We start from the raw sequence: 18994 nt of genomic DNA on the forward strand, positions 1-18994 counted from the left end.
GCCCGGAGTGCTGGGCCTCGTCATGAGCGGGTTGGCGGGCGAATCGATCCTCGATGAGCAACCCGTCGCCGCCGCCGCGAACACGGCGAAGAGCGCCGCGGCCACCGCCGCGACCAACCGGGTCCAATACTTGCTTTTCGCGTTCATTGCCGGTGCCTTTCGGTGGGCTGGTGACCTCAGATCGTAGCCCCGGCGCCGCGGCGCACCATGGCTTTCGCAGCATCGGTGCGGTGGCCGTCGGCCCGTAATGAGTTTGCGTCCACCGGGCGATCGGTCTAACCTCGGCGCTCGTGCGTCTTCTTCAGCGTGCCGTAGTAGCCAGCACCCGCAGCGGGGTCTGATCCGAGACCGACCCCCCGCTGCGGGTCGGATGCTACTGCCGTCGGTCGCTCCTGCTGATCAGAGAAGACCGAATTCATGCCTCTTGCAAAGCCGCTCAGCCCTTCACCGCCGGATGCCGAAACCTGGTTCCGCGCCCGATTCGGTGCGCCGTTGCCGCGCGGCGTGCGCGATATGGCCGACGGAATGTCGTGGGCCGACTTCGTCGCCGCATACGGACCCGCGCCCGGCCCGCTTCGCCTCGGTCACTGGGCATGCGCCGACGCCGAGAGGCCCGCGACGCGACTGGGGCCGCAGGCCCGGGAGTTTCGGGCCGTGATCGCGGTCGGCGACCGCATCACCACCTCGACCGCGGCCGCCGGCGGCCCGATGGCCGCGCTCACGGCCATGCTGCACGAGCGGGGTTTCGCCTTCGAGACGGTCGGCTTCCATCAGCTCCGATCCCCCGAGGGCACAGCGACTTTCGTCCGCGGAACAGACGGCGCCGGAGACCAGTGGGCGGTCGGCTTTGCGCAGGATCCGACGCAGTCGGCCCTGCGCGCCGTGATCGCCTGCGCCAACCGCCTGGCGTCGCGCGCCTGACGCGCCGGCTTACAGCGGGCGCAGCACGATCGGCATGCCGTCCTTCGGAACCGGCATGCCGCCGTAGTCCCACTCGGCGCGGTAGCCGGGGTGCGGCAGTTCGAGTCGGTACCTGCGCAGCAGGCGGTGCAGGATCGTCTTGATCTCCAACTGGCCGAACACCATCCCGATGCACTTGTGCGCGCCGCCGCCGAACGGAGTCCAGCCGTAGCGGTGCCGCTTGTGCTCGTTGCGTGGCTCGGTGAACCGCTCCGGGTCGAAAGTCATTGGGTCGGTCCACAATTCGGGCAGGCGGTGGTTCATTCCCGGGTAGGCGATGACGTTGGTGCCCTTGGGGATGTAGTAACCCAGCAGGTCGGTGTCGCGGACCGTCTGGCGCATCGCCCACTGCACGGGCGTCACCAGCCGGATCGACTCGTTCATCACCAGGTCCAGCGACTCCAGCTTCTCGAGCGACTCGATGTCGAGCGGGCCGTCGCCGAGCCGGTCGGACTCGTCGCGGCACCGCTCCTGCCACTCGGGGTGCGCGGCCAGCTGGTAGACCATCGTCGTCGCCGTCGATGTCGAGGTGTCGTGCGCGGCCATCATCAAGAAGATCATGTGGTTGACGATGTCCTCGTCGGAGAAGCTGTTGCCGTCCTCGTCCTCGGTGTGGCACAGCACGGACAACAGGTCGTTGCCGTTCTTGGCGCGCTGCTCCTTCACGCGCTCGCGGAAGTAGTTCTCGAGCAGCTCGCGCGCCTTGATGCCCCGCCACCAGGTGAACGGCGGGACCGGGGTGCGGATGATGGCGTTGCCCGCGCGGGTGGTGACGGCGAACGCCTTGTTCACCTTGGTGACCAGGTCGTGGTCGGTGCCCGGCTCGTGGCCCATGAACACCATCGAGGCGATGTTCAGCGTCAATTCCTTCATCGCGGGATACAGCAGGAAACGCGCGTCGTTGACCACCCAGTCGTCGACGACCACCTGCGAGACGACCTTGTCCATCTGCTCGACATAGGACACGAGCCGGGACCGGACGAACGCCTCCTGCATGATCCGCCGGTGGAACATGTGCTCTTCGAAATCCATCAGCATCAGCCCGCGCTTGAAGAACGGGCCGATCACCGGCACCCAGCCCTGCTGCGAATAGTCCTTGTTGCGGTTGGAGTAGATGACCTGGGCGGCGTCGGGACCCAGCGCCGCCACGCCCGGCAGCACCGGTGAGTCGCCGAAGACGACCGGACCCTTGGTCTCATACAGGAACATCAGGTAGTCCGGGCCGCCGCGCAACATCTCGATGATGTGTCCGAGGACGGGCAGCCCGGCGTCACCCAGGACGGGTTTCAGCCCGCTGCCGGGGGGCGGATCGGCCAGCTTGTGCTCCGGGAAGTTCGTGTTCAGCAGCTTGCGTTCGACGAGCCCCATGCCGGGGAAGTTGTTGAACGACGGCGTGAGCCGGCGGCGCGCCTGGTCGATCAGGTACTGCGGGGTGCTGATGGTCGCGGTCATTCACGCTCCTTTGCGAACCCGGACATGGGTGACAACGGTCACTGTTCCTCATCCTTCGGGACAAACTTGACGGCTGTCAAGTTTGCTTTTCGCGCGTCGTGGTGCACCCTCGGTTGGGTGAGCAGCCAAGCCGCCAAGCAGGAGCCGGCCCTCCGGCGCGGCGACAAGCAGCGCCAGGCGATCCTGCAGGCGGTGCGGGAACTGCTGCAGGAGAAGCCGTTCGCCGAGTTGTCGGTCAGCACCATCAGCCTGCGCGCGGGCGTGGCCCGGTCCGGCTTCTACTTCTACTTCGACTCCAAGTACGCCGTGCTCGCGCAGATCCTGGCCGAGGCGGCCGAAGAACTCGAGGAGCTGACCCAGTACTTCGCCCCCCGCCAGCCGGGGGAGTCGCCCGAGCAGTTCGCCAAGCGGATGGTGCGCAGTGCGGCGGCCGTCTATTCGCACAACGACCCGGTGGTGGCGGCGTGCAACGCCGCCCGCCACACCGACGAGGAGATCCGCAACATCCTCGAGCAGCAGTTCGAGGCCGTGCTGCGGCAGATCGTCGCCGTCGTCGAGGCCGAGATCGCGGGCGGCACCGCCCAGCCGATCAGCGACGACATCCCGACTTTGGTCCGCACGCTCGCGGGCACCACCTCGCTGATGCTGACCGGCGACCCCCTGCTCGTCGGCCGGCAAGGGGGCGACGGCGACGTGGAGCGCCGAGTGCGCGTCCTGGAGCAGCTCTGGCTCCACGCGCTCTGGGGTGGCGGTCACGGCTGAGCCGTTACCGTCGGTATCGTCGCGGCCATGGCACGGAGGTTTTCCGGGGCGGATTCCGGACGGTATTTCGCGGGGAAGCGGTGCCTGGTCACCGGCGCGGCGAGCGGCATCGGCCGCGCGACGGCGTTGCGGCTAGCCGCCGAGGGGGCCGAGCTCTACCTGACCGACCGCAACGCGGACGGCCTGGAGGCCACGGTGGCCGACGCCCGCGCGCTCGGCGCCTCCGTGCCCGAGCACCGCGCGCTCGACATCGCCGACTACGACCAGGTGGCGGCCTTCGCCGCCGACATCCACGCCGGGCACCCGAGCATGGACGTCGTGCTCAACATCGCCGGGGTGTCGGCGTGGGGCACCGTGGACCGGCTGACCCACGAGCAGTGGAGCAAGATGATCGCGATCAACCTGATGGGTCCGATCCACGTCATCGAGACGTTCGTCCCGCCGATGGTGGCGGCGGGCCGGGGCGGGCATCTGGTCAACGTCTCGTCGGCCGCCGGGCTCGTCGCGCTGCCCTGGCACGCCGCCTACAGCGCCAGCAAGTTCGGGCTGCGCGGCCTGTCCGAGGTGTTGCGCTTCGACCTGGCACGGCACCGCATCGGCGTGTCGCTGGTGGTGCCGGGCGCCGTGAATACGCCGCTGGTCAACACCGTCGAGATCGCCGGCGTCGACCGCGAGGACCCGCGGGTGGCCCGCTGGGTGAACCGCTTCACCGGCCACGCCGTCTCGCCCGAGCGGGCGGCCGAGAAGATCCTGGCCGGGGTGGCCCGGAACCGGTACCTGATCTACACGTCGGTCGACATCCGGGCGCTCTACGCGTTCAAGCGGGTCGCGTGGTGGCCCTACAGCGTGGCCATGCGCCAGGTGAACGTGATCTTCACGCGCGCGTTGCGGCCCGCCCCGGTGGTCTCAGCCGGGCATGGCCAGCTCGAGGCGCACGCCGAGCAGCCGGACCGGGCGGTCGAGCTCGAATAGGTCGAGCACCCGCAGGGCGGCGGCGGTGATGACCTCGCGGTCGGTGCCGGGCGCGTCGAGCTTGCGGATCTTGGTGCGCGTGTAGAACGTCGCGGTGCGCACGGTCACCGCAACGCGGGTGACGACGCGGCCCGCCGCGACGACCTCGTCGAGGGCCTTCTCCGCCAATTGCCTTACGGCGGCGTCCATTTCGGCGCGGTCGGTGAGGTCCTTCGGAAAGGTGACGACGTGGCTGCGCGAGCGCGGCACCCACGGCTCGGCGCTGACGCCGGTGTCGCCGCCGCCCTTGGCGAGCAGCAGGAGCCACAGGCCGGTGCGCGGGCCGAAGGCCGACGTCAGCAGTTCCGCGTCGGCGTCGGCGAGTTCCCGCACCGTGGTGATGTCAAGCGCCGCAAGCTTTTTCGCCGTCTTGGGACCGACGCCCCACAGCGCGTCGACCGGACGGTCGGCCATCAGGGTCATCCAGTTGGCGTCGGTGAGCACGAACACGCCGGCCGGCTTGGCGAAGCCGGTGGCCACCTTGGCGCGCTGCTTGTTGTCGCTGATGCCGACCGAACAGGACAGCCCCGTCCCCGCCGCGATGGCGGTGCGGATCCGTTCGGCGGCCTCGGTGGGGTCTTCCGTCACCGCGACATAGGCCTCGTCCCAGCCCCACACCTCCACCGGGTGTCCCAGGTCGCGCAGCAGGGCCATGACCTCGTCGGAGGCCGCGTCGTAGGCGGCGGGGTCCGCGGGCAGGAACGTCGCCCCCGGGCAGCGGCGCGCCGCGGCGCGCAGCGGCATGCCGGCGTGCACCCCGAATTCGCGGGCCTCGTAGGACGCGCAGGTGACCACCTTGCGCGGTCCGGTTGGGTCGCCGCTGCCGCCGACGATGACGGGCAGGCCGGCGAGCTCGGGGTGGCGGCGCAGTTCGACCGAGGCGAGAAACTGGTCGAGGTCGACGTGCAGCACCCAGGGCGCGTCCATCACGTTCCGCACAACTTGCGGGCGACGCTCTCCCAGGCGTCGCCCAGCGTCCGCAGGGTGTGGCCGCCCTCGCGGAGCTGGTGCTCGACGTAGTCCACGTCGAGCAGCGCCAGCAACGCCTCGGTCTGCGCGTCGAGGTCGCCGCCGGTGTGCGCCTGGCGCAGCAGCACCCGCACGTGGGTGCGCTGCACCATCGCGGGGGCGGTGTAGCGGTGCTGCGGCCGGGCGTTGGCCTCGGACAGCAGCGCGTGGTGGGTGTGCACGAAGCGGATGCGCTCGCGGCCGAAGGCGACCAGCCGGTCCAATGGGGGCGCGTCGGGCCCCAGCGGGGGAGGCCCGAACAGGAAAGCCTGCTGGTTGGCCCGTTCGTCCTCGTCGAGCAGCACCATCATCAGGCCGGCCCGGCTTCCGAACCGGCGGAACACCGTGCCCTTTCCCACGCCGGCGGCGGCCGCGACGTCGTCCATGGTCACGGCGTCCGCGCCGCGTTCGGCGACCAGGTTGCGGGCCGCGTCGAGCAGGAGCGCGCGGTTGCGCGCCGCGTCGCCCCGCTCGCGCTGCAACGCCCGCGGGGCGCACACGGACAGCTCGCGCGGCCGGTCGACGTCGCCCATTCCCGTACTTTATCGCGGGCGGAATAAAATCGGACCACGGTCCGGTTGGGTCGTGCGAGGATAGAGTCCACCGACCGAGGGGAACGAAAAAGTGCCGCAGACCAACTCCGACATCACCATCCTGGCGCTCGTAGGCAGCCTGCGGGCCGGATCGATCAACCGCAAGGTGGCCGAAGTGGCCGCCGCCGTCGCGCCCGAGGGCGTCCGGGTCGTCGTGTTCGAGGGGCTGGGTGACCTGCCGTTCTACAACGAGGACATCGACCCCGCGATGGGCGTCGATGTCGCCGAGCCTGCGCCGGTGGCCGCTTTGCGCGCCGCGGCGGCCGAGGCGCACGCCGCGCTGGTGGTCACCCCCGAGTACAACGGCTCGATCCCTGCGGTCGTCAAGAACGCGATCGACTGGCTGTCGCGCCCGTTCGGCAACGGAGCGCTCAAGGACAAGCCGCTGGCCGTCATCGGGGGGTCGTTCGGCCGGTACGGCGGGGTGTGGGCGCACGACGAGACGCGCAAGTCGTTCGGCATCGCCGGCGCCCGGGTGGTCGAGTCGATCAAGCTGTCGGTGCAGTTCAAGCAGCTGGAGGGCCGCGAACCGGCCGAGCACGCCGAACTCGTGCAGAACGTGCGCGACGCCGTCGGGAAGCTCGCCGCCGAGGTGGGCTGAGCCCCGAAGTAGCCAGAGAGTCGCCCGCCGCCGATCAGGCGGCCTGGACGAGGTAACCAGCGAGCCGTCGGCTTAGCACCGGCGGCTTTGCTGGCTCGGGCGGCCCGGGCGGGGCGGGCCAGGAATGCCGGAGTTGTCGGTGGGCGCTGGTATACCAGTGCTCATTCGGCGCCGCGGCGCCGGCGTGTGATGTGCGACACGCCGGGCGGGTGTCGTGCAGAGGGCTTACGACCAGGGAATTTCAGAATTGTTATTCAGAACATCTTGTATCTCTACCTCTTGTCAGCCACTAGGTGTAGTGTTTCGAGCGCCGGCAGATCCCAGGATTGCCAAGCCAGACCGGCTCGGTGATTCCCCCGGAATCGGCTCGGCGGCGTCGAAGACGAGCTTTCGGCGCCGGCGGCCGCAGGACGGGAATCTGGGGGGTTGACGGACCGCTGAACATCGTTGAGACCTCGCAAAGACGCAGAACCGAGTAGTTGCCAGTCCGCAAGTCCCCACCTTCCGCAAAGGAGCGGCTCCCATGAGCATCACCGTGTACACCAAGCCGGCATGCGTGCAGTGCAACGCCACCTACAAGGCGCTGGACAAGCAGGGCATTGCCTACGACAAGGTCGACATCACGCTGGACTCCGAGGCGCGCGACTACGTGATGGCGCTGGGCTACCTGCAGGCCCCCGTGGTGGTGGCCGGCAACGACCACTGGTCGGGCTTCCGGCCGGACCGCATCAAGGCGCTCGCCGCGTCGGCGCTCAGCGCCTGAGCGGCAGGGGAGAAGTAAGGAGGTTGCGGTTGCCATGGACAGTGGTGCGCACAACCTCACTTGGATCAGTGGCGACCCGTCCCCCGCAAGCGGGAGGTACCCCCATCGCCCGGCTTCACCGCGCTCGCGATCGCCACTGGTTTATTTCTCCAGCGTGTCCGAGAACACCCACCGCTTCGTGCAGAAGCTCGGTCTTCCCGCCACGCGGATACCGCTGCACGGGCGCATCGAGGTCGACGACCCGTACGTGCTGATCCTGCCCACGTACGGGGGCGGCCGGGCCACGCCCGACCTCAACGCGGGCGGCTACGTCCCCAAGCAGGTCATCGCCTTTTTGAACAACGAACACAACCGGTCGTTGATCCGCGGTGTCATCGCCGCGGGCAACAACAACTTCGGCGCCGAGTTCGCCTACGCGGGCAATGTCGTTTCCCGCAAGTGCGGGGTGCCGTACCTCTACCGCTTCGAATTGATGGGTACCCCGGACGACGTGGAGGCCGTCCGCGCGGGGCTGGAAGATTTCTGGAAGGAACAGACGTGTCACCAACCGTCGCTGCAGAGCCTGTAACGTCCGGCGCCCACGCCCTCCCGGGCGAGACGGACTACCACGCCCTGAACGCCATGCTGAATCTGTACGACGCCGACGGCAAGATTCAGTTCGACAAGGACGTGCTCGCCGCGCGCGAGTACTTCCTGCAGCACGTCAACCAGAACACCGTCTTCTTCCACAATGCCGACGAGAAGCTCGACTACCTGATCCGCGAAAACTATTACGAGCGTGAGGTTCTCGACCAGTATTCGCGCAACTTCGTCAAGTCGCTGCTGGACCGCGCCTACGCCAAGAAGTTCCGCTTCCCGACTTTCCTCGGCGCGTTCAAGTACTACACCTCGTACACGCTGAAGACCTTCGACGGAAAGCGGTACCTGGAGCGGTTCGAGGACCGGGTCTGCATGGTCGCGCTCACGCTGGCCGCCGGCGACACGGGGCTGGCCGAGAAGCTGGTCGACGAGATCATCGACGGCCGCTTCCAGCCCGCCACCCCGACGTTTCTGAACTCGGGCAAGAAGCAGCGCGGCGAGCCGGTTTCGTGCTTCCTCCTGCGCATCGAGGACAACATGGAGTCGATCGGGCGCTCTATCAACTCCGCGCTGCAGCTGTCCAAGCGCGGTGGGGGAGTTGCCCTGCTGCTGAGCAACATTCGCGAGCACGGCGCGCCGATCAAGAACATCGAGAACCAGTCGTCGGGCGTCATCCCGATCATGAAGCTGCTCGAGGACTCGTTCTCCTACGCCAACCAGCTGGGCGCCCGGCAGGGCGCCGGAGCGGTGTACCTGCACGCCCACCATCCCGACATCTACCGCTTCCTGGACACCAAGCGGGAGAACGCCGACGAGAAGATCCGGATCAAGACGCTGTCGCTGGGGGTGGTGATCCCCGACATCACCTTCGAGCTGGCGAAGAAGAACGAGGACATGTACCTGTTCTCGCCGTACGACGTCGAGCGGGTCTACGGTCTGCCGTTCGCCGACATCTCGGTGACCGAGAAGTACTACGAGATGGTCGACGACGCGCGCATCCGCAAGACCAAGATCAAGGCCCGCGAGTTCTTCCAGACGCTGGCCGAGCTGCAGTTCGAGTCCGGCTACCCGTACATCATGTACGAGGACACGGTGAACCGGGCCAACCCCATCGACGGCAAGATCACCCACTCGAACCTGTGCTCGGAGATCCTGCAGGTCTCGACGCCGTCGTTGTTCAACGAGGACCTGTCGTATGCCAAAGTGGGCAAGGACATTTCGTGCAACCTGGGCTCGCTGAACATCGCCAAGACGATGGACTCGCCCGACTTCGCCCAGACCATCGAGGTGGCCATTCGCGCGCTGACCGCCGTCAGCGACCAGACGCACATCACCTCGGTGCCCTCGATCGAGCAGGGCAACAACGAATCCCACGCGATCGGCCTCGGCCAGATGAACCTGCACGGGTACCTGGCCCGCGAGCACATCTTCTACGGCTCCGAGGAAGGCATCGACTTCACCAACATCTACTTCTACACGGTGCTCTACCACGCGCTGCGGGCGTCGAACCGCATCGCGATCGAAAGGGGCACGCACTTCACGGGATTCGAGCGCTCCAAGTACGCGTCGGGGGAGTTCTTCGACAAGTACACCGAGCAGGTGTGGGAGCCCAAGACCGACAAGGTGCGGCAATTGTTCGCCGACGCGGGGATTCGCATTCCGACGCAGGAGGACTGGGGCCGGCTCAAGGAGTCGGTGCAGGCGCACGGCATCTACAACCAGAACCTGCAGGCCGTGCCGCCGACCGGATCGATCTCCTACATCAACCACTCGACGTCGTCGATCCACCCGGTGGCGTCCAAGGTGGAGATCCGCAAGGAGGGCAAGATCGGCCGGGTCTACTACCCGGCGCCCTACATGACCAACGAGAACCTGGAGTACTACCAGGACGCGTACGAGATCGGCTACGAGAAGATCATCGACACCTACGCCGCGGCCACCCAGCACGTGGACCAGGGGCTCTCGCTGACGCTGTTCTTCAAGGACACCGCGACCACCCGCGACGTCAACAAGGCGCAGATCTACGCCTGGCGCAAGGGAATCAAGACGCTCTACTACATCCGGCTGCGCCAGCTCGCGCTGGAAGGGACCGAGGTCGAGGGCTGCGTGTCCTGCATGCTGTGAGGCCTCGCGCCGAGCGTGCAGCCGTGGCGGCTTTCGGGCCGAATTCTCGCCACCAGTTCACTCTCGGCGAGGGGCGCGACGGCTTCGCGCTGGCCAGTCTGCCCAGGTCAGCCCGCGCGTCGCGGTATGGTGCTTGATGTGGTGAGAATCCCCCGACCTGCGATGCCCCACCCCTCGGGCGCCAAGCCCGAGGTGAAGGTCGACGCGCGCAGCGAGCGCTGGCGCGAGCACCGCAAGAAGGTGCGCGGCGAGATCGTCGACGCGGCGTTTCGCGCCATCGATCGGCTGGGGCCCGAGCTGAGCGTGCGGGAGATCGCCGAGGAGGCGGGCACCGCCAAGCCCAAGATCTACCGGCACTTCCAGGACAAGTCCGACCTGTTCCAGGCGATCGGCGAACGGCTGCGGGACATGTTGTGGGGGGTGATCTTCGCGTCGATCGACCTGAAGACCGACACCGCGCGCGAGGTCGTCCGGCGCGCGGTCGAGGAGTACGTCAACCTCGTCGACGCGCACCCCAACGTGCTGCGCGTGTTCATCCAGGGCCGCTCGGCGGCGAGTCCCCAGATCCTCAACGAGGGCCGGGGCATCACGCTGGCCATGGCGGACATGTTCGACAACGAGCTGCGCGAGATGGAACTCGACCACGCGGCCTTCGAGCTCGCCGCGCACGCGGCCTTCGGATCGGCCGCGTCGGCCACCGAGTGGTGGCTGGGCCCCGACCCGGACAGCCCGCGCCACATGCCGCGCGACCAGTTCGTGGCGCACCTGACGACGATCATGATGGGCGTCATCGTCGGCACCGCCGAGGTGCTCGGCATCGCGATGGATCCCGACGAGCCGATCCACAGCGTGGTGCCTCGCAGCTCCGCGGCGGGCTGACGCGACGAGGGACAGCCCGCCACCGTCAACGGATGGCGGGCTGTCCCGGTCGGCTAGGCGGCTTCCCGGTCGCGTCCGACGAACATCGCCAGCACCGCCCCGACGGCGGCCGCGGCGGCGGCGACGACCATCGAGGCGTGCAGCCCGACCATGAACGCCTCGTGGCTGCCGTGGGCCACCGCGTGCGCCACCGGCGCCGGCATGCCCGGGACGGTCGGGCTGAAGCCCTGCGCCACAAGCTCTTTCGCGCCGCTCAGCTTGCCGGCAACCGGGGCCGGGAGGCCGGCGCCGGTGAGCCGGTCGACCAGCACGGCGCCGACGCGACTGGACAGCACCGACCCGAGGATCGTCGTGCCGAGCACCCCACCCAGCTGGATGGCGGTGCTCTGCAGCCCGCCGGCCACCCCGGCGTCGTCGTCGCCGGCGTTGCCCATGATGGCGTCCGAACTGGCGGTCAGCACCAGCCCGATGCCGGCGCCCAGCAGGAGGAACCCGGGCCAGAGGGCCCCGTAGCCGGAGTCGGTGCGCAGGAACGCGAACGTCATGAGCGCGACCGCGACGGCGGCCAGCCCGAGGACCATCGACGGCCGGGGCCCGAACCTCTCGGTCAGGAACCCGCTGAGCGGCGCGGTGACCATCAGCGCCAGGCTCAGCGGCAGCGTGCGCACCCCCGTCTCGACCGGGCTGAAGCCCAGCACGTTCTGCAGGTACAGCGACAGGAAGAACACGGCGCCGAACAGCGCGAAGAAGTCGATCACCACCACCGCCGTGCCGATGGACAGCGGCCGGTTGGCGAACAGCCGCATCGGCAGCAGCGGTTCTGCGGTGCGCAACTCGATCACCACGAACACCGCGACCGCCACCAGGCCGGCCAGCAGCAGCCCGAGCGTGCGGCCCGCCAGCCAGCCCCAGTTCTGCGCCTTGATCAGCCCGAAGACGATCAGGAACAGGCCGCCGGAGAGGGTGGCGGTTCCGGGGATGTCGAGACTGCGGCCGGCCGCGCTGCGGCTCTCGGCCACGGCCAGGCCGCCGACCAGCAGCGCCACCGCCGCGATCGGCGCGTTGATGTAGAAGACCGACTGCCAGTTGACGTGCTCGACGAGCAGCCCGCCGACGATCGGACCTGCCGCGATCGACACGCCCGACGCGCCGCCCCAGATGCCGATCGCGGTGTTGAGCTTCTCGCGGGGGAACGCGGCGCGGACCAGGGCCAGCGTGCTCGGCATCAACAGCGCCCCGAAGACGCCCTGCAGCGCCCGCAGGGCGATGACGCCGCCCACGGTCCCGACCAGGCCGATGCCGACCGAGGTGGCGGCGAAGCCGACCACGCCGACGAAGAACGCCAGGCGCCGGCCGAACCGGTCGGCGAGCTTTCCGCCGAAGATCAGCAACGACGCCAGCGCCAGCATGTAGGCGTCGGTGATCCACTGCAGGTCCGCCAGCGAGGCGTGGAGGTCGACCGCGATGCGGGGGTTGGCGATGGCCACCACCGACGCGTCCAGGCCGACCATGATGACGCCGACGGACGCGGCGACCAGCGTCCACCAGGGATTGCCCCGCAGCCCGGGGTGGGTGGGCGCGAGGCGGTGTCGTTGTCCCGCCCGGGGGGCGGTCACGGCGACCGACATGTTTGCTCCGTTCTTATGTGGAGGGTGGTTACCACTTACACCGATCGACGATACGCAGAAGCGGAGGGCGACCTCCAGTTGATTCGGTATGCTCGACCTGTGATTTCACGCGCAACGTCGCGCGCGAAGGGACCCAGGCCACTCCGCGCGGACGCACAACTCAATCGCGACCGGATCCTGGCCGCCGCCGCCGAGCTGTTCGCCGAGCGGGGGCTGTCCGTGCCGTTGGAGGAGATCGCCACGCGAGCGGGGGTCGGCGTGGCGACGCTCTATCGGCGCTTCCCCACCCGCGCGGACCTGGCCGCCGCGGCATTCGAGCGCAACATCTCCCGCTACACCCGGGCCGTCGATCGCGCCCTGGCCGACCCGGACGCCTGGACCGGCTTCCAGGGATTGATCTTCGAGCTCTGTGAGATCCAGGCCGGGGACGCCGGCCTGCGCGACCTGTTGACGACGGCGTTTCCCGCCAGCAGCGTCGTGGAACAGCGCACCGGCGAGGCCGTCGAGAAGGTCAAGGAGCTGATCGGCCGCGCGCAGGCGCAGGGCAGGCTGCGGCCGGACGTCGTGGTCGCCGACGTCGTGGTGATGTTGCTGGCCAACGCCGGGGTCCTGCGCGCCACCGGGGCGTCCGCCCCGGACGCGTGGCGGCGTTTCGCGGCGCTGATGGTCGACGCGTTCCGCAGGCATCCGGAGACGCCCCTGCCGCCGGCGCCGCCCGAACAGCAGCTGCGCCGATCGATCGCCCTGCTCACCGAGGGGCGGTGACCGGGGCCGCGTTGACAGCGCCGCGGCCGGGCGGACAGACTGAAGTTCTACAAGTATCCGGTACCGGCGTTCCCAGGAAGGATCGCAGCATGACCATTGCCGAGGCCTCTACCGATTCGGGGCCGGCGACCCAGCCGCAGCAACCGGTGCACACGCGCGCCATCATCATCGGCACCGGGTTCTCCGGGCTGGGAATGGCCATCAAGCTGCAGCAGCAGGGTGTGGACTTCGTCATCCTGGAGAAGGCCGAGGACGTCGGCGGCACGTGGCGCGACAACAGCTACCCGGGGTGCGCGTGCGACATCCCGTCGCACCTCTACTCCTTCTCGTTCGAGCCCAAGCCGGACTGGAAGAACCCGTTCTCCTACCAGCCCGAGATCTGGGACTACCTCAAGGGCGTCACCGAGAAGTACGGCCTGCGGCGTCACATCGAGTTCAACTCGCTCGTGGACCGCGGCCACTGGGACGAGGACGAGAACCGCTGGCACGTGTTCACCACCGACGGGCGCGAGTACGTCGGCCAGTTCCTGATCTCGGGCGCCGGGGCGCTGCACATCCCGTCCGTCCCAGAGATCGAGGGGCGCGACGAATTCCGCGGCCCCGCCTTCCATTCGGCGGAGTGGGACCACACCGTCGACCTGACGGGCAAGCGGGTGGCGGTGATCGGCACCGGCGCCAGCGCGATCCAAATCGTGCCCGAGATCGTCGGTCAGGTCGCCGAACTCCAGCTCTACCAACGCACTCCGGCGTGGGTGGTTCCGCGCTCGAATCCCGAGATCCCGGTGGCGGTGCGCCGGGCCATGGAGAACGTGCCCGGCCTGCGGGCCGCGGCGCGCCTCGGGATCTATTGGGCGCAAGAGGCTTTGGCGTTCGGCATGACCAAGCGGCCGAACATGCTGAGGTTCATCGAGGCCTACGCCAGGTACAACATCCGCCGCTCGATCAAGGACCGCGAGTTGCGCCGCAAGCTGACCCCGCACTACCGCCTGGGGTGCAAGCGAATCCTGAACTCCTCCACCTACTATCCGGCGATCGCGAACCCGAAGACCAAGCTGATCACCGACCGCATCGTCCGGATCACGCCCGAGGGCATCGTCACCGCCGACGGCACCGAGCACCACGTCGACGTGATCGTCTACGGCACCGGCTTCCACGTCACCGACTCCTACACCTACGTCCAGATCAAGGGACTGCACGGCGAGGACCTGGTGGACCGGTGGAACCGCGAGGGCATCGGCGCGCACCGCGGCATCACCGTCGCCGACGTGCCCAACCTCTTCTTCCTGCTGGGACCCAACACCGGGTTGGGGCACAACTCGGTGGTGTTCATGATCGAGTCGCAGATCCACTACGTCGCCGACGCCATCGCCAAGTGCGACCGGATGGGCGCGCAGGCGCTGGCTCCGACCCGTGAGGCGCAGGACAGGTTCAACAACGAACTGCAGGAACACCTTTCGCACTCCGTCTGGAACAGCGGCGGCTGCAGCAGCTGGTATCTCGACGAGCACGGGCGCAACACCGTGCTCTGGGGCGGCTACACCTGGCAGTACTGGATGGCCACGCGCAAGGTCAAGCCGGAGGAGTACCGGTTCTTCGGCACCCGCAAGCGCTCTGCCTAGACGCCCGCGGTGCGCGGTTGCCGGCGCGAGACATGCCGCCGGACCTCGAGTCCGACGATGCGGTCCAGAACCCGGTCGGAGACGACGCGGCTGATCCGCGCGAGGATCGCGGCGTCGCGACCGATGGTGTAGCGGGTCCGGGGACGAGGAGCCGTGGCGGCGTCGGCGATGATCCGCGCGGCGTGTTCGGCCGAGACGCCGTTCTCGGCGAACGAACGCGCTTGCGCGGTGACGGCCGCCGCAAGGTCGGCGTAACGCGCGCGTTGGTCGTCGGTCACGTTGGCCTGCAGTTCCTCGGCGGTGGCGATGCCACGCTCGGGCATCGCGGTCTTGACCGCTCCGGGCTCGATGACGACGACTTTGATTCCGGTGCCGTGGGTTTCGCGGCGCAGCGCGTCGCTGACCGCCTCGAGCGCGAACTTGGAACCGCCGTACGCGCCGTACATCGGCAGGACGACCTTGCCGCCGATCGAGCTGATGTTCACCACGGTGCCGGCGCTGGCCAGTAGGGCCGGGAACAGCGCCTGCGTCATCGCGATGTGACCGAAGAGATTGACCTCGAATTGTCGCCGCCACTCGGCCAGCGGCAGCGCCTCGACGGGCGCGTTGACCGCGATGCCGGCGTTGTTGATCAGCGCCCGCAGGGGACGGTGCTGCGGATCCTGGGTGACCCGGTCGGCGATCGCGGCGACGTGGGAATCGACGGTGATGTCGAGGATGTGCGGCTCAATTCCGTCGGCGCGTATCGCGTCGGCATCGGCCTCCCTGCGCACGCCGGCAAGCACGTGAAAGCCCCTGCGGGCCAGCTCCTTTGCCGTCGCCGCGCCCATCCCCGTCGAGGCGCCGCTCACCACGATCAGCTCTCGGCGGTCGGTGTTCGTCCCCATTGCGGCCTCCCTGGGCGATTCAGTTGACAATGTCAGCTCAAACTAATGCGTCCGAGTTGACGTTGTCAACTCAAACACCGGCTTATGCTCGGCGGGTGACGACACGAGCGGAGCGGGCCGCGGCCACCCGCCGTTCGCTGCTCGAGGCGGCCGGGGTGTTGCTCGACCTCGGGGGAGTCGAGGCGGTGACGCTGCGCGAGGTGGGCGCCCGCAGCGGTGTGTCGCGCTCGGCGGCGTATCGCCACTTCGCCGACAAGGAGGCGCTGCTCGCCGTCTTGGCCACTGATGCGTTGTGCGAGTTGGGTGATGCGCTCGAGGCGTTGGTCGCCAGTGACGACCCGCCCGAGGAGTCGCTGCGTTCCGGGCTGCTGTCGCTGATCGCCATCGGCCGCGCCCGGCCCCACCTGTACCGCCTGATGTTCACCCCGCCCGCGGGTGACCCGACGGAGGCCGCCCGCGCGGCCGAACGGGCGCAGAACCTGTTTCTCGCCATCGTGGGTCGCATCGTCGGGCCCGCTCAGGCGAGACGGTATGGGGCGGTGCTGCTGACCAGCGCCCACGGCATCACGGGCCTGGACCTCAGCGGCCACATGGACCTGGACAAGTGGCACACCAGCGCCGAGGAGCTCGTCGACACGCTGATCTCACTGTTGCCGCGAGCGAAGTAGCTCCGCGAAAAGCTTTGCGGCCGCGTCGACCCCGGCATCGTCGTCGGTGGCCACCAGGTCCAGGAGCAGGCCGCGGATCACGGCCAGCCCGAGTCTTGCCATGGCGGGGTCGACCGGGCCGCCCGCCGCCGCGTCCATCTCGGCGAGCCAGCCGTCGACGGCGTCGGGAACCATTCGCGCATAGGGCTTTTCACCCTGGGCGGCGCGCGCATAGCACTCGAAGAAGAGGCGTTCGGAGTTGCGGAGCTCGGGCCGGCGGACGTCGGCCCACATCGCGGTGAAGCTCGCAGCCGGATCGTGTGGCAGCTCGGGGAGCAGGCGCTTCTGGCGGCTCTCGACCTCCTCGACGATCGCGACGAGCAGGTCGTCACGGGAACCGAAGTGATGCAACAGCATTCGGTGGCTGGTGCCGACGGCGGCGGCCACGTCGCGCAACGAGCGATCGCCGACACCGCCCATTGCGAACTCGTCCACCACGGCGTCGAGCAGCTCCCGGCGCCGTTCGAGGTCAGGAGTGCGCGCCACCGGCGCGGCTCAGCTGCTCCGACCGTGCCTTGAGGCCTTGCGCCTCGAGCGCGAGGAACCGCTTGGTCTTCTTGGCCATGAGCCGTCCGACCAGACCTCCGAGCGCGCCGCCCTGGTCGAGCTTCTGACGCACGAGGGTGCGGCCGCCGGGTTGGGCGATGACATCGTGGCGGGCGGTGGTGGTCGCGCCGGGGGAGCGCACCTCCCACGTCCACGATGAGTCGGCCTCGATGTTGGTGACCTTCCACGCCAGCTTGGGCATGCCGGGCTGCTTGATCGCGAATCGCTTGCCCACGGCGAGGGTTGCGCCGTCGAGGCCTTTGAGGGACGTGACCGAGGCGGTCCATTCCGGCCAGCGCTCGACGTCGCTGAAGACCTCCCATACCAATTGCGGCGGTGCGTCGATCTCGACGCTGTCTTCGGTAATCATGTACCAGATGGTACATCTTCTCGTGGGCTGCGCGAAGAGGCGCGGCGAAAAACTTGTGTCACTGGGGTTTCTGTAGTCACATGGCGGCCGGTTTTGTCGGTGGTGGTTTCTAGTTTGGGGGCATGACTTCGAGCGGTGCGGGTGTGGAGGCGTTGGCGGCCGCCTTGGACACCATCAGCCCCCACCAACGCCTACTGGCACCCCGAAAAACTCCTCCACGACGGCGACGAGGAGGCCGACGCGTGTTAGGCGCGGCGACACGCAAACACAAGCTCTTGTGTTGCGCCGGCTTGTCGTACCCCAGGGGTAGTGTTTGTGGCCTGCGTACCGCAGATAAACCTTCCGGTGAAGTGGGGTTCTGGTGACCGAAAACATGAAGCTCATCGACCGCGTTTCCGCGATCAACTGGAACCGGCTCCTCGACGAGAAGGACGCCGAGGTCTGGGAGCGGCTGACCGGTAACTTCTGGCTGCCCGAGAAGGTGCCGGTCTCCAACGACCTCCCTTCCTGGGGCACGCTGACGGCGGGCGAGAAGCAGCTGACGATGCGGGTCTTCACCGGGCTGACGCTGCTCGACACCATTCAGGGCACGGTCGGGGCGGTCAGCCTGATCCCCGACGCGCTGACGCCGCACGAGGAGGCCGTCCTCACCAACATCGCCTTCATGGAGTCGGTACACGCGCGCAGCTACAGCAACATCTTCTCCACGCTGTGCTCGACCGCCGAGATCGACGACGCCTTCCGCTGGTCGGAGGAGAACCCCAACCTGCAGCGCAAGGCCGAGATCGTCCTGCAGTACTACCGCGGCGACGAGCCGCTCAAGCGCAAGGTGGCGTCCACGCTGCTGGAAAGCTTCCTCTTCTACTCGGGCTTCTACCTGCCGATGTATTGGTCCAGCCGCGCGAAGCTGACCAACACCGCCGACATGATCCGGCTGATCATCCGCGACGAGGCCGTGCACGGCTACTACATCGGCTACAAGTTCCAGCGCGGCCTGGCAATGGTCGACGACGCCAAGCGCGCCGAATTGAAGGACTACACCTACGAGCTGCTCTTCGAGCTCTACGACAACGAGGTGGAGTACACCCAGGATCTCTACGACGCGGTCGGGCTCACCGAGGACGTCAAGAAGTTCCTGCGCTACAACGCGAACAAGGCGCTGATGAACCTCGGCTACGAGGCGCTGTTCCCGCGCGACGAGACCGACGTCAACCCGGCGATCCTCTCGGCGCTGAGCCCCAACGCCGACGAGAACCACGACTTCTTCTCCGGGTCGGGCTCGTCGTACGTGATCGGCAAGGCCGTCGTCACCGAGGACGAGGACTGGGACTTCTAGAAGGCGTAGCGAGGCTGGGCCGTCGCTAGTGGGCGGCGCCACCGTTCCCGCCGGTGGCGGTACCGTCGCCTGGGCTCAGAACCGCCGCGCTGCCGCCGCCACCGCCACCGCCGCCGCCGAGTTGTGTGAAGTCGTTGGCGCCGCCGGCGCCGGCGGTGCTGCCGGCACCGGCGGCAGTCCCCGCGGTACCCGGTGAGCCAAAGTTGCCGAAGATGCCTCCGACGCCGCCCGGGCCCCCGGGACCGCCCGGGATCGCGTTGGCCTTGCCGCCGGCGCCGCCCGTGCCGCCGAAGCTGATTTGGCCTGTCCCGCCGCCGCCTCCACCGCCGCCCGCGGCGTCGACGGCAGCCGCCGTCGTCCCTGTCACGGTGCCGCCGGCGCCGCCGCTGCCGCCGATGTTGGGT

Annotated in this window: 20 protein-coding genes and 1 pseudogene; 13 read left to right on the top strand and 8 right to left on the bottom strand. The window is 68.4% G+C overall.

Annotation, left to right across the window (positions count from 1 at the left end):
* The first annotated feature begins 7 nt into the window (after positions 1-7).
* Together GPY60_RS14805 and GPY60_RS14810 are read left to right on the top strand one after the other, a co-directional pair.
* Entirely contained in the window at positions 8-187 is a 180-nt protein-coding gene (locus GPY60_RS14805; RefSeq protein WP_156688420.1) for a hypothetical protein, read from the top strand.
* A gap of 230 nt (positions 188-417) precedes the next feature.
* The gene (locus tag GPY60_RS14810) at positions 418-921 is read left to right on the top strand and encodes a homocitrate synthase (RefSeq protein WP_156688421.1); all 504 of its coding nucleotides are present in this window, start codon (positions 418-420) and stop codon (positions 919-921) included.
* Between the two features lie 9 nt (positions 922-930).
* On the opposite strand, the gene GPY60_RS14815 is transcribed toward GPY60_RS14810, so the two are convergent.
* Positions 931-2412, bottom strand: a complete 1482-nt coding sequence (locus GPY60_RS14815; protein ID WP_156688422.1) for a cytochrome P450 — start codon at positions 2410-2412, stop codon at positions 931-933.
* Positions 2413-2529: 117 nt separating this feature from the next.
* On the opposite strand from GPY60_RS14815, the gene GPY60_RS14820 reads away from it, so the two are divergent.
* A complete protein-coding gene (locus GPY60_RS14820) occupies positions 2530-3174 on the top strand; it encodes a TetR/AcrR family transcriptional regulator (protein WP_231639663.1) in 645 nt (214 codons plus the stop codon).
* A 27-nt stretch (positions 3175-3201) separates the two neighbouring features.
* Positions 3202-4146 carry an SDR family oxidoreductase gene (locus GPY60_RS14825; RefSeq protein WP_156688424.1) on the top strand — a complete coding sequence of 315 codons (945 nt, stop codon included), beginning with the start codon at positions 3202-3204 and terminating at the stop codon, positions 4144-4146.
* Here the strand turns inward: GPY60_RS14825 and GPY60_RS14830 are convergent.
* Together GPY60_RS14830 and GPY60_RS14835 are read right to left on the bottom strand one after the other, a co-directional pair.
* The gene (locus GPY60_RS14830) at positions 4081-5112 is read right to left on the bottom strand and encodes a DNA polymerase IV (protein ID WP_156688425.1); all 1032 of its coding nucleotides are present in this window, start codon (positions 5110-5112) and stop codon (positions 4081-4083) included. The two genes, GPY60_RS14825 and GPY60_RS14830, sit on opposite strands and share 66 nt — an antisense overlap.
* Positions 5112-5726: a TetR/AcrR family transcriptional regulator gene (locus GPY60_RS14835; protein WP_156688426.1), complete on the bottom strand. Its 615-nt coding sequence runs from the start codon at positions 5724-5726 to the stop codon at positions 5112-5114. Before GPY60_RS14835 ends, GPY60_RS14830 begins: the two co-directional genes overlap by 1 nt.
* A 91-nt stretch (positions 5727-5817) precedes the next feature.
* Here GPY60_RS14835 and GPY60_RS14840 point away from each other — a divergent pair, with 91 nt between their 5' ends.
* The 5 genes from GPY60_RS14840 to GPY60_RS14860 all read left to right on the top strand — a co-directional run bounded on the left by GPY60_RS14840 (position 5818) and on the right by GPY60_RS14860 (position 10732).
* Positions 5818-6387, top strand: a complete 570-nt coding sequence (locus GPY60_RS14840) for an NAD(P)H-dependent oxidoreductase (RefSeq protein WP_156688427.1) — start codon at positions 5818-5820, stop codon at positions 6385-6387.
* A 523-nt stretch (positions 6388-6910) separates the two neighbouring features.
* On the top strand, positions 6911-7150 hold the full coding sequence (gene nrdH, locus GPY60_RS14845; RefSeq protein ID WP_156688428.1) for a glutaredoxin-like protein NrdH: 240 nt from the start codon (positions 6911-6913) through the stop codon (positions 7148-7150).
* A 34-nt stretch (positions 7151-7184) separates the two neighbouring features.
* A complete protein-coding gene (gene nrdI / locus GPY60_RS14850; RefSeq protein WP_370462727.1) occupies positions 7185-7718 on the top strand; it encodes a class Ib ribonucleoside-diphosphate reductase assembly flavoprotein NrdI in 534 nt (177 codons plus the stop codon).
* Entirely contained in the window at positions 7688-9853 is a 2166-nt protein-coding gene (gene nrdE / locus GPY60_RS14855; protein WP_156688429.1) for a class 1b ribonucleoside-diphosphate reductase subunit alpha, read from the top strand. Before nrdI ends, nrdE begins: the two co-directional genes overlap by 31 nt.
* A gap of 138 nt (positions 9854-9991) precedes the next feature.
* Positions 9992-10732, top strand: coding sequence for a TetR/AcrR family transcriptional regulator (locus GPY60_RS14860; RefSeq protein WP_156688430.1), 741 nt, complete (start codon positions 9992-9994; stop codon positions 10730-10732).
* 53 nt (positions 10733-10785) lie between these two features.
* On the opposite strand, the gene GPY60_RS14865 is transcribed toward GPY60_RS14860, so the two are convergent.
* Positions 10786-12360 carry an MFS transporter gene (locus tag GPY60_RS14865; protein WP_156688431.1) on the bottom strand — a complete coding sequence of 525 codons (1575 nt, stop codon included), beginning with the start codon at positions 12358-12360 and terminating at the stop codon, positions 10786-10788.
* A 99-nt stretch (positions 12361-12459) separates the two neighbouring features.
* Between GPY60_RS14865 and GPY60_RS14870 the strand changes: the two genes are divergently transcribed.
* A complete protein-coding gene (locus GPY60_RS14870; protein WP_231639664.1) occupies positions 12460-13125 on the top strand; it encodes a TetR/AcrR family transcriptional regulator in 666 nt (221 codons plus the stop codon).
* A gap of 89 nt (positions 13126-13214) precedes the next feature.
* Positions 13215-14744 (top strand): flavin-containing monooxygenase, encoded by a 1530-nt coding sequence (locus GPY60_RS14875; protein WP_156688432.1) that lies wholly within the window; start codon positions 13215-13217, stop codon positions 14742-14744.
* Here the strand turns inward: GPY60_RS14875 and GPY60_RS14880 are convergent.
* Positions 14741-15631 carry an SDR family NAD(P)-dependent oxidoreductase gene (locus GPY60_RS14880; RefSeq protein WP_156688433.1) on the bottom strand — a complete coding sequence of 297 codons (891 nt, stop codon included), beginning with the start codon at positions 15629-15631 and terminating at the stop codon, positions 14741-14743. The two genes, GPY60_RS14875 and GPY60_RS14880, sit on opposite strands and share 4 nt — an antisense overlap.
* Positions 15632-15726: 95 nt before the next feature.
* On the opposite strand from GPY60_RS14880, the gene GPY60_RS14885 reads away from it, so the two are divergent.
* Complete coding sequence (locus GPY60_RS14885; RefSeq protein WP_156688434.1) at positions 15727-16299, top strand: TetR/AcrR family transcriptional regulator; 573 nt, start codon at positions 15727-15729, stop codon at positions 16297-16299.
* Here the strand turns inward: GPY60_RS14885 and GPY60_RS14890 are convergent.
* Together GPY60_RS14890 and GPY60_RS14895 are read right to left on the bottom strand one after the other, a co-directional pair.
* Positions 16276-16824, bottom strand: coding sequence for a TetR/AcrR family transcriptional regulator (locus tag GPY60_RS14890; protein WP_156688435.1), 549 nt, complete (start codon positions 16822-16824; stop codon positions 16276-16278). The two genes, GPY60_RS14885 and GPY60_RS14890, sit on opposite strands and share 24 nt — an antisense overlap.
* The gene (locus GPY60_RS14895) at positions 16808-17254 is read right to left on the bottom strand and encodes an SRPBCC family protein (RefSeq protein ID WP_156688436.1); all 447 of its coding nucleotides are present in this window, start codon (positions 17252-17254) and stop codon (positions 16808-16810) included. The genes GPY60_RS14890 and GPY60_RS14895 overlap by 17 nt, the downstream gene beginning before the upstream one ends.
* 361 nt (positions 17255-17615) lie before the next feature.
* Here GPY60_RS14895 and nrdF point away from each other — a divergent pair, with 361 nt between their 5' ends.
* Positions 17616-18590, top strand: a complete 975-nt coding sequence (gene nrdF / locus GPY60_RS14900; RefSeq protein ID WP_197283681.1) for a class 1b ribonucleoside-diphosphate reductase subunit beta — start codon at positions 17616-17618, stop codon at positions 18588-18590.
* Between the two features lie 25 nt (positions 18591-18615).
* Here nrdF and GPY60_RS27545 read toward each other — a convergent pair.
* Positions 18616-18994, bottom strand: a pseudogene (locus tag GPY60_RS27545) (hypothetical protein); the annotation flags it as partial.

It is taken from the genome of Mycobacterium sp. Marseille-P9652, from assembly GCF_902652685.1.
Lineage (GTDB): Bacteria > Actinomycetota > Actinomycetes > Mycobacteriales > Mycobacteriaceae > Mycobacterium.